This is a genomic window from Phenylobacterium sp., assembly GCF_036677185.1.
Classification (GTDB): domain Bacteria; phylum Pseudomonadota; class Alphaproteobacteria; order Caulobacterales; family Caulobacteraceae; genus Phenylobacterium.
Genome location: NZ_JAKFEN010000044.1, coordinates 74,877 through 89,199 on the forward strand (window position 1 = coordinate 74,877; position 14,323 = coordinate 89,199).

The following is a 14,323-nucleotide window of genomic DNA, read 5'->3' on the forward strand; positions in this document are numbered from 1 at the left end:
GATTCATGACCAACCACATTCTCATCGAAAAATCCGCGGGCGTTCTGACGCTCACCATGAACCGGCCGGAGAAGAAGAACGCGCTCACCCGCGCCATGTACCAGGCCCTGGGTGACGCCATCGACCAGGCCGAGTTCGATGACGACGTGCGCTGCGTCCTGATCCAGGCCAACGGCGACATGTTCACCGCCGGCAACGATCTCGCGGACTTCGCCGCGGTGAATGCCGGCGACAGCGGCGCCAACGAGGCGCGGCGCGACGGCAATCCGCTGCTGGCCGCCCTGGCCCGGGCCAAGACCCCGCTGGTGGCGGCGGTCAACGGCCGCGCGGTCGGTGTCGGGACCACCATGCTGCTGCATTGCGACCTGGTCTATGTGGCCGAGAACGCCCTGCTGACCACGCCTTTCGTTAACCTGGCCCTGGTGCCCGAGGCGGCCTCCAGCCTGACCCTGCCGAACCGCATCGGCCATGCCCGCGCCTTTTCGATGTTCGTGCTGGGCGAAGCGGTGGACGCCAGGAAGGCCCTCGACTGGGGCATCGCCAATGAGGTGGTTCCCCTGGCCGACCTGCGCGCCAAGGCCCTGGCCGCGGCCCAGGCCGTGGCCGCCCGTCCGCCGGCCGCGGTGGTCATCACCAAGGCCCTGATGCGCGAGGACCTGGGCGTCGCCCAGCGCATGGACGAGGAGGGCTTGCACTTCGCCGCCCAGCTCAAGTCACCGGAAGCCAAGGAGGCCTTTGCCGCCTTCGCCGAGAAGCGCGCGCCCGATTTTTCGCCAAAGATGTCCGGGGTCGCCTGATGATCCGCTCCCGCTTCGGCGCCTTCACCCCCGCCCGTATCGTAGCCGGGGATCACGACCTGTCGGGCCGCAATGTCATCGTCACCGGCGGGGCCAGCGGCATCGGGGTCGAGACCGCCCGGGCGCTCGCCGGGGCGGGGGCTGACGTCATGCTGGCGGTCCGTGACCGGGTGGCGGGCGAGCGGGTGGCCTCCGAGATCAACCAGTCCATCGGCGCCGACCGGGTGCTGGCCGGCACCCTGGACCTGGCCAGCCTGGGCTCGGTGGGCTCCTTCGTCGACGCCTGGGGCGACCAGCCGCTGGACATCCTGATCAACAACGCCGGGGTCATGGCCACGCCGCTGCTGCATACGGCCGAGGATCTGGAGCTGCAGATCGGCACCAACCATTTCGGCCATTTCGTCCTGACCATGGGCCTGACCCGCGCCCTGCTGAACGCCGCCGAGGATGACCGTACCGCCCGCGTGGTGCAGCTCTCGTCCATCGGCCACCGGCGCAGCGACATCCACTGGGACGACCCGCACTACCGCACCCGCCCCTACGACAAGTGGGAGGCCTATGGTCAGTCCAAGACCGCCAACGCGCTCTTCGCCGTCGGCTTCAACGCGCGGTTCGAGGAGCATGGGATCACAGCCAACGCGGTCATGCCGGGTGGGATCATGACGCCCCTGCAGCGCTATCTCCCCAAGGAGGAGATGGTGGCCATGGGCTGGATGGACGCCGAGGGCAATGTCCGCGAGGGCTTCAAGACCACCGAGCAGGGCGCCTCCACCAGCGTCTGGGCCGCGGTCGGCGAGGAGCTGGAGGGGATCGGCGGTCTCTACCTGGAAGACTGCAAGGAGGCCGGCCCCTGGACCAAGGAAGATCCGGTCCACGGCGTCATGCCGCACGCCCTGGATCCCGAGTCGGCCGAACGCCTCTGGGCGCTCTCGGAAGAAACCACCGGAGTGAAGCTATGAGCCTGCAAGGCAAGACCCTGTTCGTCACGGGCGCCAGCCGGGGCATCGGCCTGGCCATCGCCCTGCGCGCCGCCCGTGACGGCGCCAATATCGCCATCGCCGCCAAGACCGCCGAGCCGCACAAGCACCTGCCGGGCACCATCTACACCGCGGCGAAGGAGATCGAGGCCGCCGGCGGCCGGGCGCTTCCCTTGATCGTCGACGTCCGCGACGAGGCCAGCGTCTATGACGCCGTGCAGAAGACCGTCGATCGGTTCGGCGGCATCGACATCTGCGTCAACAACGCCTCGGCGATCTCGCTGACCGGTACGCTCGCCACCGACATGAAGCGCTACGACCTGATGAACCAGGTCAATGCGCGCGGGACCTACCTGACCTCCAAGGCCTGCATCCCGCACCTGAAGAACGCAGCCAATCCGCACGTGCTGATGCTGTCGCCGCCGCTGGACATGTCGCCCCGCTGGTTCGAGGGCCACACGGCCTACACCATGGCCAAGTTCGGGATGAGCATGTGCGTGCTGGGCATGGCCGCCGAATTCAAGGCCGACGGGATCGCCTTCAACGCGCTCTGGCCGCGCACGGGCATCGCCACGGCGGCGATCAAGTTCGCCCTGGCCGGCGAGGAGGGCATGAAGTCCTGCCGCACGCCCGAGATCATGGCCGACGCCGCCCACGCCATCTTCGAAAAGCCCGCCCGAGAATTCACCGGCAACTTCCTGATCGACGACAGCTTCCTCTACGCCGAAGGCGAGCGCGACTTCGACAAGTACCGGGTCGATCCGACCACCCGCCTGATGCCGGACTTCTTCGTCCCAGCTGACAGCGTCCCGCCGCCGGGCGTGGTGGTGGGATAGATCCTCCCCTTTTGGGGGAGGTGGCGCGTCGCCCACTTCGGCGACGTGACGGAGGGGGTTGAAGCCCACAAGCGAGAGTCAAAGTCCCCCTCAGTCAGCTTCGCTGACAGCTCCCCCAGACGGGAACCAACTAGGGTTTCGGCTTTGGCTTTTTCGGCTTCGGCGCCTTGGCCCGCGCCGCTGCGTCGATGGCCTTACCGGCCCACTTGGCCAGGGCCTCGGGATCCTCCAGGGCCTCCAGCGGAGCGGCGCAATAGCTCATCGGCTTGTCGCCGCCGAAGGGCCGGAACGGTTCGCTACCGGCCGCCGCGAATTCCGCGCGGCTCAGGTCGTCGACCTTCAGAAAGAGGGTGTCCTCAGCGATCAGGGCGAAGAACAGGCCATGCCGCGACAGGCCGACCCCGCCGAACATCCGCCGGTGGGTGATCCCGCCCATCGGCTCGAGCTGCTCCAGGACATAGGCGAGATAGTCGGGGGACACGGCCAAGACGTTGCGCTCCGGGGGCTCGTTACGAATATAGGGTCATGACCGTCATCATCCGACCCGCCGTTTCCGCCGACGCCGCCCTGATCCACGGCTTCGTCCGCGCCCTCGCCGACTACGAGAAGCTGCTGCACGAGGTGGAGGCCAGCGAGGCCGACCTGGCCCAGCACCTGTTCGGGGACAATCCGCGCCTCTATTGCGACATCGCCGAGGCCGACGGCAAGCCGGTGGGCTTCGCCATCTGGTTCTACAACTATTCGACCTTCCGGGGCCGGCACGGGATCTATCTGGAGGACCTGTTCGTGGTCCCTGAGGCCCGGGGCCTCGGGGCCGGCAAGGCCCTGCTGCGCCGGCTGGCCCAGCGCTGCGAGGAGCAGGGGCTGGCGCGGTTGGAATGGGCGGTGCTCGACTGGAACGCGCCGTCGATCGCCTTCTATGACAGCCTCGGCGCCACGGCCCAGACGGACTGGATCATCCGCCGGATGACCGGTGAACCGCTGAAGGCTTTGGCCGCAGGCTAGGAGGTCGCCATGAGCGCGCCGCCCAAGACCGTACTCACCGCCACGCCTGAGGAGGCCGCCGCCATCCGCGACGCCGTGCGGGGCGTGTCCGACCGCGTGATCGCCGGCCCGGAACATGTAGAGGGTCTGCTGGCCCTGTTCTCGGATCCGCGGGTGTCGGACCCGATCTATGACCTGCCCCGGCCGTTCACACGTGAGAGCGTGGCCAAATGGGTGGCCGACAGCGAGGCCTTGCGCCAGGAGGGCCGCTGCATTCTCAGCGTGACCCTGGACGAGGCGGGGCAGGTGGCGGGCTATTCGCGGATTTCGATCTGGCCCGAGCGCTCGTCGGCCGAGCTGGCCGGCGCCCGGCGCGCAGACCTGCAGAACACCGGCTCGGGCCGGCAAGGGGTGGCGCAATCCATCGCCTTCATGTTCGAGGCGCTGGGCGTGCGGCTGATCGCGTTGACGGCGGCGCTCGACAATATCCGCTCGGCCAAGGCCATCGACGGGGCGGGCTTCCGGCGGATGGGCGAGGTGGAGAGCGTGCGCCCCGACGGCACCACGCGGCGGTCGATCTACTGGGAGCTGTCGCGCGACGAATGGCTCAGGCGGCACGTGCTGTAGCCAAACATCGAAGTGTCATCCCGGCTGCAGCGAAGCGGAAAGCCGGGACCCATAGACATCGATCCCTCCTGAGAGGTCCGCGCGTATGGGTCCCGGTCTTGCTTCGCAAACCGGGATGACAGCCTAGATGGCGATCAGCTCGCGGTGGCGGGCTTCGGGGCCGTGGCGCCCGGCAGGACCGCGCGGCCCAGGTCGTAGAACTTCGGGGCCATCTTGGGGATGGCTTCCTTGATGATGCTGTCGACGGTCCAACCCTCTTCCTTGGTCACGGTCTCGATGGGCCGCGGCTGCGAATAGAGGATGATGTTCTCGCCCGAGGAGCCGAAGATCTGGCCCGAGACGCTGGCGGCGGCCGGGGAGACCATGGCCACGGAGAAGCGGGCCGGCTGGTCGGCGCGGATCTTCTCGGCCATCACCGCGCGGCGGGCGGCGGCGGCCTCGTCCTTGATCGGCACGGACTGGGTCATGCGGGTCCAGGCGACCGGGGCCACGCAGTTGGAGCGCACATTGTTGCGCGCGCCTTCCATGGCGATGATCCGCGAGAGGCCGGCGATGCCCATCTTGGCCGCGCCGTAATTGGCCTGGCCGATGTTGCCGAACAGACCCGAGGTCGAGGTGAAGAACATATAGGCGCCGTCGTTCTGTTCGCGGAACAGCTCGATGGTGGCGCGGGCCACGTTGAACGAGCCGCGCATGTGGACGGCGATGACGGCGTCCCATTCGGCTTCGGTCATCTTGTGGAACATCACGTCACGCAGGATGCCGGCGGGATTGATCACCGCGTGCAGGCCGCCGAAGCTCTTCTTGGCCTGTTCGACCATGCCGTAGACGGCGTCGAGGTCGGTGACGCTGTCGGAATTGGAGACCGCTTCGCCGCCTGCGGCGCGGATCTCGGCGGCGACCGCCTCGGCGGGGCCTGCCGAACCTTCGTCTTCGCCCTTGAGGCTGCCGCCCAGGTCGTTGACGACGACTTTCGCGCCTTCCTGCGCGGCGATCAGCGCGCAGTCGCGGCCGATACCGTTGCCGCCTCCGGTGACAAGAACAACTTTGCCTGAAAGAGCGCCCATGGATCTATCTCCCTAAAAATAATGCTTGTTTGTTATTCGAGGCGGTCGGCCTTGCGCAAGGCGGGAAAGAGTTTGGCCCAGACGCCGGTGACGATCAACGCGCCGACCCCGCCGAAGATCGCCGCGCCCACCGGGCCGAAGAACCGCGCCACCACGCCGCTCTCGAATTCACCAAGTTCGTTGGAGGCGCCGATGAACAGGGACGAGACCGCCGCCACCCGGCCGCGCATCTGGTCCGGCGTCACGATCTGCACCAGGGTCTGACGGACATAGACGCTGAGCATGTCGGCCCCGCCCAGCACGGCGAGCGCCGCGACGGACAGCGGCAGGGATTTCGAAAGCCCAAACACGATCGTCGCCGCGCCGAACACCGCCACGCCGGCGAACATCGTCGCGCCCGCGAACCGCCGGATGGGGTAGCTGGCCAGGATGAAGGCGACGATCGTCGCGCCGATGGCGGGCCCGGCGCGCAGCAGTCCGAAACCCTCCGGCCCCACATGCAGCACGTCGCGGGCGAAGACCGGCAGGAGGGCCGTGGCGCCGCCCAGCAGGACGGCGAACAGGTCCAGCGATATGGCCCCGAACACGATCTTGTTCCGCCAAGTATAGGCCAGACCCTCCTTGATCAGCGCCCAGCGCGAGCCCGCCTGGACCTCCGGCTGGGCGTTTCCCTTGATCAGGAACACGCAGCCCGCCGCCAGGACGTAGAGCACCGTGGTGACGCTGTAGGAAAGCCCGGTGGAATGGGTCAGCAGCAGGCCGCCGATGGCCGGACCGACGATGGACCCGCCCTGCCAAGCCAGCGAGTTCCAGGCGATGGCGCGCGGCAGCAGGCTGCGCGGCACCAGCATGGGTCCGAGGGCCGTCGAGGCCGGCCCCATGAAGGCGCGGCTGGCGCCGAACAGGGCCGAGAGCAGCAAGAGCAGCGGGATGGTGGCGAAGCCGAAGATCGAGGCGGCCGCCAGGGTGACCGCCGTGGCGATCTCGCCGGAATAGCACCACAGCAGCACCTTGCGCCGATCGTGGCGGTCCGCCGTCTCGCCGGCGATCGGGGAAAGCAGCAACACCGGGATGAAGGCCGCCAGGCCGATCATCCCGACATAGAAGGCCGCCTGCTTCACATCCATGGTCTCGCGGGCCACCGCGTACATCTGCCAGCCCAGGGCGACGGACTGGATCTGCACCCCCAGGGTCGCGGCGACCCGCGCCGTCCAGAAGCGCACAAAATCTCCGCGCCTCAGGAGGTCGCGGATGGCGGTGGGCTGGGCGGGGTCGTCGGGGAGGGCGTCGGTCATGTTCGCTCGGATTGGGGCGGCGCAACTTGGCCGCAGAACCGGCGCGCGGCAATGGCGCGCAAGATCGGGGCAGGTCGGAGCGTTCGAGACTTCCAATCCCATTGGCGCCGCGGACTCGAACTGGAGCGCCGGGATGATGCCCGGCGCCCGGCGGGCCGCGCGTGTCCGATGTATAGATCGTAGATTGCGATGACCACAGGGCTAGATGGTGTGCATTGAAAGGTAATTCCTTCAGTATCCTTGGGTGAACGCCTGCGACATTTTGTCATTTGGGCGGATATTTGATAGTAAATTGACGATTAACTACAAATCTAAACCCTGCCTTATTTGGCTCCAGTCATCTCTCACGTCGAACCAACCCGACCAAATGTCGCTAGATGAAACCTGGAGAATCCAAGAGATGAAGTTCACTGTCCTCGCCGCCGCCTCGGTCCTCGCCGTCCTGATCGCTTCGCCCGCCAGCGCTGCCGACATTCGCGTTTCCAGCGCCCCGACCCCGGTGGTGCGCATCGCGCTCGCCGACAAGTCCGACGTGCAGATCAACGCCGAGATCAAGGCCGCCGCGGCCACGGTGTGCGGCCAGGCCGGCAGCGATTGCGCGACCGCCGCCATCCGTGACGCCAACGCCCAGCTCGCCTCCATCAACCGGGCCCATGCCCGCGCCGCCAACGCCGCGCAGCGGATCGACGTCGTCCGCGACGATCCCAAGTCGGTGCGCGTGCCGGTGACCGGCCGCTCGCTGGTCCAGATCAACACCGACATCGACGCCGCGGCCAAGGCCGTCTGCAAGGGCCAGGCCGGCACGGCGTATCGCAGCTGCGTCACCGGCGCGGTTCGTTCGGCCAAGGCGCAACTGCAGCAGATGGCCCAAACCCCGCGCCCGGCGCAGGTCGCCTCGCGCTGATCGTCTAGGCCAGCCTAGGACAGACGGCCCGCCGGCGACGGCGGGCCGTTTCGCGTTCCGGCGGAGGGCCTCGCGGCGAAAGCGGCGTTGACGCGGGGCTGTCATGGCCTTATGCGCCGCGTCTCTTGAAGTTTCCGGGACCGGTCTCATGCGACGACTGCGACGAACCGGGCGCGCGAGCCGCGCCGTCTAGAGCCACCCGGCGCCGGCGCATGCATTGCGAGGCGGCGGGTTTCCCGCCCACGCCTCACCCAAAAAGTCGCAGATGATCGCCCAGCCCTCCGCCGAACAGGCGCTTCGCTTCAGTTTCGAACAACCGCAGGACGCCGAGGCCATCGAGGCCCTGCTGGACCACGCCTTCGGGCCCGGCCGCTTCACCAAGGTGTCGGAGCGGGTTCGCGAGATCGCCGAGTTCCGCCCCGACCTGTCGGTCTGCGCCTGGGACGGCGCGCGTCTGGTGGGCTCGGTGCGCATGTGGAAGGCCCATGTGGGCGGACAGCCGGTGATCTTCCTGGGTCCGCTGGCGGTGGAGGCCGATGTCCGCAAGCACGGGACCGGCGGCCTGCTGGTCCAGCGCGCCTGCGCAGCCGCTGACGCGGCGGGTTGCCCGGTGGTGTTGCTGGTCGGCGACGAGCCCTATTTCGGCCGCTTCGGCTTCACCGCCGCCCCGGCCAAGGACGTGCGCCTGCCGGGCCCGGTGGACCAGCGCCGCGTGCTGGCGCGCGGCGCGGAAGCGCTCTCGGGCGCGCTCACGGTCTAACAGCCCCTAACAAACGGCCGTCATCCCGGTTTGCGCAGCAAGACCGGGACCCATACGCGCCGGGCAAGCATGGTTTGGCGAGGCCGAGCCGCAATCGGGGCTATCGGGTGTTCATGGGTCCCGGATAGCCGCTTCGCGACTTCCGGGATGACATTGGGAGTGTCACTTCCCCAGCGTCGCTGTTGAGGCGAGGGCCGGGCGCGCCTACCTTCAGGGGATGGCGAACGACAAACCCGGACTGGAAGGCGTGATCGCCGCGGCCAAGGCCCAGGCGCCCGGGCGCGGGTTACCGCCGGTGCACCTGTGGAATCCCGCCCACTGCGGCGAGATCGACATCGTCATCAAGAAGGACGGCCTGTGGTTCCACGAGGGCACGCCCATCGGGCGCGAGGCCCTGGTGCGGCTGTTCTCCACCGTCCTGCGCAAGGATCCCGACGGCTTCCACCTGGTGACTCCGGTGGAGAAGATGAGGATCACCGTCGAGGACGCCCCCTTCATCGCCACCCGGGTGGATCGGGAGGGCGACACCCTGAAGTTCCTGACCAATGTCGGCGACGAGGTCGAGGCCGGGCCGGAGAACGAGATCCGCGTCGAGATGTGCGCCGCCACCGGCGAGCCCAGGCCCTATCTGCACGTCCGCCGCGGGCTGGAGGCGCTGATCGCCCGGCCGGTGTTCTATGAACTGGTCGAGATGGCGCTGGAGCGCGACACCCCCGAGGGACCGCGCCTGGGCGTCGCTTCCAACGGGGCCTGGTTCCCCGTGGGCCCGGCGGGGGCGCACCGGCTGTGAGCCCTCACGCCGCGCCGGGCGAGCTGCGCGCCTGGATCGAACGCCACCTGGACCCGCTGGAGGAACGCGAGGCCGCCCAGGCGACCTCCGACTTCGACCTCACGCCCAACGCCTTCCCGAACGAACCGGTGGAGCTGGTGCCGGCCGCCGTCCTGGTGGGGCTGATCCAGCGTGACCACGGCTTCTCCGTCCTGCTGACCCGGCGCTCGGACACCATGCGCCGCCATACCGGCCAGGTGGCCCTGCCGGGCGGCCGCTGCGATCCGGGGGAGACCGTCTGGCAGACCGCCCTGCGCGAGGCCCACGAGGAGGTGGGACTGCATCCCGATTTCGTGTCGCTGGCCGGGTTGTCGTCGCCCTACCGGACGGGCACCGGCTACCTGGTGACCCCGGTGGTGGGCTTCGTCCGCGCGGGGTTCAGCCTGGTCCCCAATCCCGACGAGGTCGCCGATATCTTCGAGACCCCGTTCGGCTTCCTGATGGATCCGGCAAACTACGAACAGCACGAGCGCGAGGCGCCCGACGGCCAGAAGCGCCGGTTCTACGCCATGACCCACGAGGACCAGTACATCTGGGGCGCCACGGCCGGCATGCTGCGGGCGCTCTACGACCGGCTCTATGGAGCCGCCGTTGCTTAGCCTGGTCCTCTGGCGGCTGCTCCTGGTGGCGACGCCCTTCATCGGGTGGTTCCTGTGGCGCGAGGCCGCGCGGCGCACCGGCCGCGAGATGGGTTCGACTCCCTGGACCTGGCTGATGGCGGCGGCCGGCGTCCTGCTGGGGGTTTCGCTGATGGCCACGGCCGTGTTCCATGGCGACAACCGCGGCCAGACCTATGTTCCCGCCGAGGTCACCGAGGGCGGCCAAATTTCGCCCGGACATTTCGAGCAGAAAGCGCGGCCCAAGTGAGCGATAGCATCGGTGAGAAGCCCTGGATGACAAACGCCGCCCCGGTGCTGGACGCCCTGGAGGCCAAGGGCGGCGCCGGCTGCGCGCGGTTCGTTGGCGGCTGCGTGCGCAACGCCATCCTGGGAACCCCGATCGGCGACCTGGACATCGCCACCGTCCTGACGCCGGACCAGGTGACGCAGGCCCTGGAGGCGGCCGGGATCAAGGCTGTGCCCACCGGCGTCGAGCACGGCACCATCACCGCGGTGAAGGACGGCCAGCCTTTCGAGGTCACCACCCTGCGTCGCGACGTGGCCACCGACGGGCGTCGCGCGGTGGTGGCCTTCACCACCGACTGGGCGGAGGACGCCCGGCGGCGAGACTTCACCCTGAACGCCATCTATGCCGACCGCGACGGGGCGCTCACCGACCCGACGGGGCGGGGGGTCGCCGACGCCAGGGCCGGCCGCATCGTCTTCGTTGGCGATCCCGCGACGCGGATCGCCGAAGATCACTTGCGTATCCTGCGGTTCTTCCGATTCCTGGCCTGGTACGGCAAGGGCGAACCCGACGCCGCGGCCCTGGCCGCTGTCGCCGCGGCCAAGGACAGCGTCACCAACCTGGCGGCCGAGCGGGTCTCCAAGGAGCTGCTGAAGTTGGTCGCCGCCGACGAGCCGCGCCCGGCCATGGCCCTGATGGCGCAGAGCGGCGTGCTCACCACCCTGCTGCCCTCGGCGACCGATCTCAGCGCGTTCAACGGCCTGGTGGAGATCGAGAGCGATCAGCTCTTCATCAACGACCCGGTGTTGCGCCTGGCCACGCTGCTGCCCGACAACGAGGTGGGCGTGGCCCAGGCGGCCGAGGCCCTGCGGCTCTCCAACGAGGTCAGGGACCGGCTGGTGGCGGCCATGGGCCAGACCCCGCGTATCACCTCCTGGATGAGCCCGCGAGAGAGCCGTCGCGCGGTTTACAAGATTGGCGTCCAGGCCTTCAGCGACCGCATCAAGCTCATGTGGTCGAAGGTGACCAAGTTGGCGGCCACCCATCAGTGGCGTGGCCTGCTGGCCCTGGCTGAAAGCTGGACCCCGCCGCCGTTCCCGCTGACCGGCGAGGACGTGCTCAAGTCCGGCGTGCCCAAGGGCCCGATGGTCGGCAAGGTGCTGCGCGAGGTGGAGGACTGGTGGATCGACCACGATTTCATCGACGACAAGTTCTCGGCCATCGAGAAGCTCAAGGCTGTGGCCCAGGGGATGGCCTATTGAGGCTGGGCATCCTCGAGACCGGCGCGCCGCCGGACGGGGTCCGCCAGCGGTTCGGCGACTATCCGTCGATGTTCCGCAGGCTGTTCGGCGAAGACGCCCACGACTACGCGACCTTCGATGTGGCCGCCGGCGCGTTACCCGAGGCCATGGACGCCTGTCAGGCCTATGTGGTCACCGGCTCCTCAGCGGGCGTCTATGACCCGCTGCCCTGGATCGATCCGCTGATGGACCTCCTGCGCGCGGCCAAGGGCCAGATCCCGCTGGTTGGGGTCTGTTTCGGCCATCAGGTCATGGCCCAGGCCTTCGGCGGCAAGGTGATCAAGTCCCCCAAGGGCTGGGGGGTCGGCCTGCACCGCTATCGCCTCACGCAGGCGCGTCCCTGGATGGACGCGGACGAACCCATCGCCGCGCCGGCCTCGCACCAGGACCAGGTAGTGGAGCTTCCGCCGGGCGCGACGGTCCTCGGCGGCAACGACTTCTGCCCGCTGGGGGTGCTGGATTATGGCGAGGCCCGCGCCATCTCGATCCAGCTCCATCCCGAGTTCGAGCCGGCCTACGCCAAGGCCCTGATCGAGAACCGCCGAGGCAGCCGCTACACCGATGTCGAGGCCGACCAGGCGGTGATGAGCTACGAACAGCCCGACGACCGCCTGCGGGTCGGCGGTTGGCTCCAGCGGTTCCTGGAGCAGGCGACGGCGGGCCGCTAGACGATATCCAGGGTCATCCAGACCGTGTTCCGGTCCTCGTCGAACCGCTGGAAGCCGTAGATGTCGTAGAACCGCAGGGCGCGGTGGTTGCTGGTGTCGCATCCCAGATGCACGCGTCGGGCCCCGGCCTCGGCCAGCGCCGCCAGCAGCGTCGCGACCAGGGCCTGGCCCATGCCCTGGCCTTGCAGGCGCGGCAGTAGGTTGATGTGCAGGTGGGCGGGCGCGGCCTCGACCACGGCCCGCGGGACCGTGAAGGGGTGGTGGATCTGGTAGGCGCGCCACTGGTCGCGCGTCCAGGCGCGGCTGGGCGGCCCCGGCGGCTCGGGATGGACAGTCCGCAGCCTCGGCCACCATTCGGCCTCCTGGCGGGCCTCGAAGGCCCGTGTGTCGGGCGTTCCGAGGACATAGGCCGCCACGCCCTGCTCATCCTCCGCCACGAAGGCCAGGTCCGGTTGCAGGACTCCGTAAGGGGCGGCGTAGATCTCGCCGATGATCCTCGGATCGGCATAGAGGTGACTGGCGTCCTGGCCGCTGTCGCCGGTCCTCAGGCAGATGTCGTAGAGCGCCGGGAGATCCTCCGCCCGGAACGGCCGGATGGTCGCCATCTCAGCCTCGCGCCCGCTGCAGGTCGCGCAGGGGCGCGAAGTCGATCAGCATGATCCCAAGCTCCGCGATCCGCGCCTTGAAGGCGGGATCCAGCAGGCACGCCCGGTCGTCGATGCGAATCTGGGAGGCGTGCGGGTCATAGGCGCGCAGTTCCGGCCCGTCCTCGACCGGATGGAGATAGACCTCGGTGACGCCCGGCGGCAGGTCCTCCAGGATCGCCTCGAAGGTGGGCTTGGCGGGCTTGGCCCAGGTGGTCACCAGCTTGTCGGGGAAGATCAGGCCCAGCTCGTCCGCCTTGGCGCGGGCCGACAATCCCAGGCGTTGCTCTACGCTGGCCCCGACCATCCGCACCGGCAGGTCGTAGGCGGCCGCCAGTTCGAGGAACAGGGCCGCATAGCTCGGCTCCAGCTGCATCGTGCCCATGTGGGCGTCCAGATGGGTGACGTCGACGCCCCAGGCATAGGCCTGGTCGATCTGGGCGCGGCATTCGGCGCGGACGGCGTCGAGATCGGCCTTCTCCCAGACCGCCTGCGCCGTGGTTGGCATGTAGCCTTCGTCGTCGTGCAGGCAGGCCGCGCCGGTCAGCGAGCGCCAGCGATAGTCCGGATATTCGCAGGTGAGCGTCAGGTGCACGCCGATACCGCCAGCCTTGCCGCGGCGGACGCCGTCCAGCGCCCAGGGGCAGGGGACCATCAGGGTGGCGCTGGTGGCGAGACCCTCGGTCAGCGCCTGCTCCGTCGCCCGGTTGGCCGAGGCGCTGGAGCCCAGGTCGTCGCAATTGACGATCAGCAGTCTGGCGTCGGGTCCGTATCCCAGGCGTTCGGCGAGGCTCACGGCGTGTTCCCTTGAGGTGGATTCGGCCGACTATAGACACCGGACGCGGCGTCGGGGCGACCGGCGATCATCCTATGCTGCTGCGAGCGGAGATGGTCCGAGCCGCCGCGCTCAGGTCCAGGCCACCATAGGCGGCATCGAGCTGAGGATGGTCTCGATGTTTCCGCCGGCCTTGAGGCCGAACATGGTCCCGCGGTCGTAGAGCAGGTTGAATTCCACGTAGCGCCCGCGGCGGACGAGCTGTTCCTGCCGGTCGGCGTCGGTCCAGGGCTCGCTCATGCGGTGGCGGACGATCTTGGGATAGGCGTCGAGGAAGGCCTCGCCCACCGCGCGGGTGAAGGCGAAGTCCCGCTCGAAGTCCCCGCTGTTGTGGCGGTCGTAGAAGATCCCGCCCACCCCGCGCGTCTCCTTGCGATGGGGCAGGTAGAAATACTCGTCGCACCAGGCCTTGTATTTCGGCCACCACTCGGGATCGAAGGCGTCGCAGGCGTCCCTGAGGGCCGCATGGAACAGCACCGCGTCGTCGGCCTGCTGGCTGCGCTGTTCCTCGATCATGGGCGTCAGGTCCGCCCCGCCGCCGAACCAGCTCTCGGCGGTCGACAGGAACCGGGTGTTCATGTGGACCGTCGGTGTCCGGGGCGAGCGCGGATGGACGATCAGGCTGATGCTGGCCGAGACATAGGTGGGGTCCTTGTCCGCGCCGGGCATGGTGGCGGCCATCTCCGGCGAGAAGCGCGCCAGGGCCGCTGAGGTGTGGACGCCGGCCTTCTCGAACAGCCGCCCCTTCAGATGCCCGCCGATGCCGCCGCCGACGCCGGTCTCCCGCGTCCAGGGGCGCATGTCGAAGCGTCCGGGCTCGCCGGGATAGAGATGTTCGGGGGCCTCGTCCTCGAGCCGCTCCAGGGTCGCGCAGATGCGCGCCTGCAAGGCTTCGAACCATTCCTTGGCGCGGCCGCGCCGGACATCGATCTCGGGGGGCAGGGTCGTCATGG

The 14,323-nt window shown here is 68.7% G+C and carries 18 protein-coding genes; 12 read left to right on the forward strand and 6 right to left on the reverse strand.

The window, feature by feature from the left end:
• Nucleotides 1-5: 5 nt before the first annotated feature.
• The 3 genes from V6M51_RS23300 to V6M51_RS23310 are packed head-to-tail and all read left to right on the forward strand — an operon-like array spanning nucleotide 6 to nucleotide 2,610.
• Nucleotides 6-797: an enoyl-CoA hydratase-related protein gene (locus V6M51_RS23300; protein ID WP_332770620.1), complete on the forward strand. Its 792-nt coding sequence runs from the start codon at nucleotides 6-8 to the stop codon at nucleotides 795-797.
• Complete coding sequence (locus V6M51_RS23305) at nucleotides 797-1,756, forward strand: oxidoreductase (protein ID WP_332770621.1); 960 nt, start codon at nucleotides 797-799, stop codon at nucleotides 1,754-1,756. Before V6M51_RS23300 ends, V6M51_RS23305 begins: the two co-directional genes overlap by 1 nt.
• Complete coding sequence (locus tag V6M51_RS23310; protein ID WP_332770622.1) at nucleotides 1,753-2,610, forward strand: SDR family oxidoreductase; 858 nt, start codon at nucleotides 1,753-1,755, stop codon at nucleotides 2,608-2,610. The genes V6M51_RS23305 and V6M51_RS23310 overlap by 4 nt, the downstream gene beginning before the upstream one ends.
• Before the next feature lie 130 nt (nucleotides 2,611-2,740).
• Here the strand turns inward: V6M51_RS23310 and V6M51_RS23315 are convergent, their stop codons facing one another.
• On the reverse strand, nucleotides 2,741-3,091 hold the full coding sequence (locus tag V6M51_RS23315) for a TfoX/Sxy family protein (RefSeq protein ID WP_332770720.1): 351 nt from the start codon (nucleotides 3,089-3,091) through the stop codon (nucleotides 2,741-2,743).
• 44 nt (nucleotides 3,092-3,135) lie between these two features.
• On the opposite strand from V6M51_RS23315, the gene V6M51_RS23320 reads away from it, so the two are divergent.
• Both V6M51_RS23320 and V6M51_RS23325 read left to right on the forward strand, forming a co-directional pair.
• Nucleotides 3,136-3,615 carry a GNAT family N-acetyltransferase gene (locus V6M51_RS23320; protein WP_332770623.1) on the forward strand — a complete coding sequence of 160 codons (480 nt, stop codon included), beginning with the start codon at nucleotides 3,136-3,138 and terminating at the stop codon, nucleotides 3,613-3,615.
• A 9-nt stretch (nucleotides 3,616-3,624) separates the two neighbouring features.
• Complete coding sequence (locus tag V6M51_RS23325) at nucleotides 3,625-4,221, forward strand: GNAT family N-acetyltransferase (protein ID WP_332770624.1); 597 nt, start codon at nucleotides 3,625-3,627, stop codon at nucleotides 4,219-4,221.
• Between the two features lie 134 nt (nucleotides 4,222-4,355).
• On the opposite strand, the gene V6M51_RS23330 is transcribed toward V6M51_RS23325, so the two are convergent.
• Entirely contained in the window at nucleotides 4,356-5,288 is a 933-nt protein-coding gene (locus tag V6M51_RS23330; RefSeq protein ID WP_332770625.1) for an SDR family NAD(P)-dependent oxidoreductase, read from the reverse strand.
• Nucleotides 5,289-5,320: 32 nt separating this feature from the next.
• On the reverse strand, nucleotides 5,321-6,583 hold the full coding sequence (locus V6M51_RS23335) for an MFS transporter (protein ID WP_332770626.1): 1,263 nt from the start codon (nucleotides 6,581-6,583) through the stop codon (nucleotides 5,321-5,323).
• Between the two features lie 400 nt (nucleotides 6,584-6,983).
• Here V6M51_RS23335 and V6M51_RS23340 point away from each other — a divergent pair, with 400 nt between their 5' ends.
• The 7 genes from V6M51_RS23340 (at nucleotide 6,984) to V6M51_RS23370 (ending at nucleotide 11,891) form a co-directional block, all read left to right on the forward strand.
• The gene (locus V6M51_RS23340; protein WP_332770627.1) at nucleotides 6,984-7,487 is read left to right on the forward strand and encodes a hypothetical protein; all 504 of its coding nucleotides are present in this window, start codon (nucleotides 6,984-6,986) and stop codon (nucleotides 7,485-7,487) included.
• 265 nt (nucleotides 7,488-7,752) lie between these two features.
• On the forward strand, nucleotides 7,753-8,247 hold the full coding sequence (locus V6M51_RS23345; RefSeq protein WP_332770628.1) for a GNAT family N-acetyltransferase: 495 nt from the start codon (nucleotides 7,753-7,755) through the stop codon (nucleotides 8,245-8,247).
• Nucleotides 8,248-8,464: 217 nt separating this feature from the next.
• A complete protein-coding gene (locus V6M51_RS23350; RefSeq protein WP_332770629.1) occupies nucleotides 8,465-9,037 on the forward strand; it encodes a DUF1285 domain-containing protein in 573 nt (190 codons plus the stop codon).
• Complete coding sequence (locus V6M51_RS23355) at nucleotides 9,034-9,675, forward strand: CoA pyrophosphatase (protein ID WP_332770630.1); 642 nt, start codon at nucleotides 9,034-9,036, stop codon at nucleotides 9,673-9,675. Before V6M51_RS23350 ends, V6M51_RS23355 begins: the two co-directional genes overlap by 4 nt.
• Nucleotides 9,668-9,943: a DUF6111 family protein gene (locus tag V6M51_RS23360; protein ID WP_332770631.1), complete on the forward strand. Its 276-nt coding sequence runs from the start codon at nucleotides 9,668-9,670 to the stop codon at nucleotides 9,941-9,943. The genes V6M51_RS23355 and V6M51_RS23360 overlap by 8 nt, the downstream gene beginning before the upstream one ends.
• A 26-nt stretch (nucleotides 9,944-9,969) precedes the next feature.
• Nucleotides 9,970-11,184 (forward strand): CCA tRNA nucleotidyltransferase, encoded by a 1,215-nt coding sequence (locus V6M51_RS23365; RefSeq protein ID WP_332770632.1) that lies wholly within the window; start codon nucleotides 9,970-9,972, stop codon nucleotides 11,182-11,184.
• Nucleotides 11,181-11,891, forward strand: a complete 711-nt coding sequence (locus V6M51_RS23370) for a type 1 glutamine amidotransferase (RefSeq protein ID WP_332770633.1) — start codon at nucleotides 11,181-11,183, stop codon at nucleotides 11,889-11,891. Before V6M51_RS23365 ends, V6M51_RS23370 begins: the two co-directional genes overlap by 4 nt.
• Here the strand turns inward: V6M51_RS23370 and V6M51_RS23375 are convergent.
• From V6M51_RS23375 to hemF, 3 genes are all read right to left on the reverse strand, one after another.
• Complete coding sequence (locus V6M51_RS23375; RefSeq protein WP_332770634.1) at nucleotides 11,888-12,496, reverse strand: GNAT family N-acetyltransferase; 609 nt, start codon at nucleotides 12,494-12,496, stop codon at nucleotides 11,888-11,890. The two genes, V6M51_RS23370 and V6M51_RS23375, sit on opposite strands and share 4 nt — an antisense overlap.
• Before the next feature lies 1 nt (nucleotide 12,497).
• Nucleotides 12,498-13,331, reverse strand: coding sequence for a ChbG/HpnK family deacetylase (locus V6M51_RS23380; protein ID WP_332770635.1), 834 nt, complete (start codon nucleotides 13,329-13,331; stop codon nucleotides 12,498-12,500).
• Between the two features lie 111 nt (nucleotides 13,332-13,442).
• The gene (gene hemF, locus V6M51_RS23385; protein WP_332770636.1) at nucleotides 13,443-14,321 is read right to left on the reverse strand and encodes an oxygen-dependent coproporphyrinogen oxidase; all 879 of its coding nucleotides are present in this window, start codon (nucleotides 14,319-14,321) and stop codon (nucleotides 13,443-13,445) included.
• Nucleotides 14,322-14,323: the final 2 nt, after the last annotated feature.

What these genes read in the sequence shown, in the direction of transcription:
- V6M51_RS23300 (WP_332770620.1), top strand. Translation starts at nt 6, where the DNA reads ATGACCAACCACATTCTCATCGAAAAATCCGCGGGCGTTCTGACGCTC.
- V6M51_RS23305 (WP_332770621.1), top strand. Translation starts at nt 797, where the DNA reads ATGATCCGCTCCCGCTTCGGCGCCTTCACCCCCGCCCGTATCGTAGCC.
- V6M51_RS23310 (WP_332770622.1), top strand. Translation starts at nt 1,753, where the DNA reads ATGAGCCTGCAAGGCAAGACCCTGTTCGTCACGGGCGCCAGCCGGGGC.
- V6M51_RS23320 (WP_332770623.1), top strand. Translation starts at nt 3,136, where the DNA reads ATGACCGTCATCATCCGACCCGCCGTTTCCGCCGACGCCGCCCTGATC.
- V6M51_RS23325 (WP_332770624.1), top strand. Translation starts at nt 3,625, where the DNA reads ATGAGCGCGCCGCCCAAGACCGTACTCACCGCCACGCCTGAGGAGGCC.
- V6M51_RS23330 (WP_332770625.1), bottom strand. Translation starts at nt 5,288, where the DNA reads ATGGGCGCTCTTTCAGGCAAAGTTGTTCTTGTCACCGGAGGCGGCAAC.
- V6M51_RS23335 (WP_332770626.1), bottom strand. Translation starts at nt 6,583, where the DNA reads ATGACCGACGCCCTCCCCGACGACCCCGCCCAGCCCACCGCCATCCGC.
- V6M51_RS23340 (WP_332770627.1), top strand. Translation starts at nt 6,984, where the DNA reads ATGAAGTTCACTGTCCTCGCCGCCGCCTCGGTCCTCGCCGTCCTGATC.
- V6M51_RS23345 (WP_332770628.1), top strand. Translation starts at nt 7,753, where the DNA reads ATGATCGCCCAGCCCTCCGCCGAACAGGCGCTTCGCTTCAGTTTCGAA.
- V6M51_RS23350 (WP_332770629.1), top strand. Translation starts at nt 8,465, where the DNA reads ATGGCGAACGACAAACCCGGACTGGAAGGCGTGATCGCCGCGGCCAAG.
- V6M51_RS23365 (WP_332770632.1), top strand. Translation starts at nt 9,970, where the DNA reads ATGACAAACGCCGCCCCGGTGCTGGACGCCCTGGAGGCCAAGGGCGGC.
- V6M51_RS23375 (WP_332770634.1), bottom strand. Translation starts at nt 12,496, where the DNA reads ATGGCGACCATCCGGCCGTTCCGGGCGGAGGATCTCCCGGCGCTCTAC.
- hemF (WP_332770636.1), bottom strand. Translation starts at nt 14,321, where the DNA reads ATGACGACCCTGCCCCCCGAGATCGATGTCCGGCGCGGCCGCGCCAAG.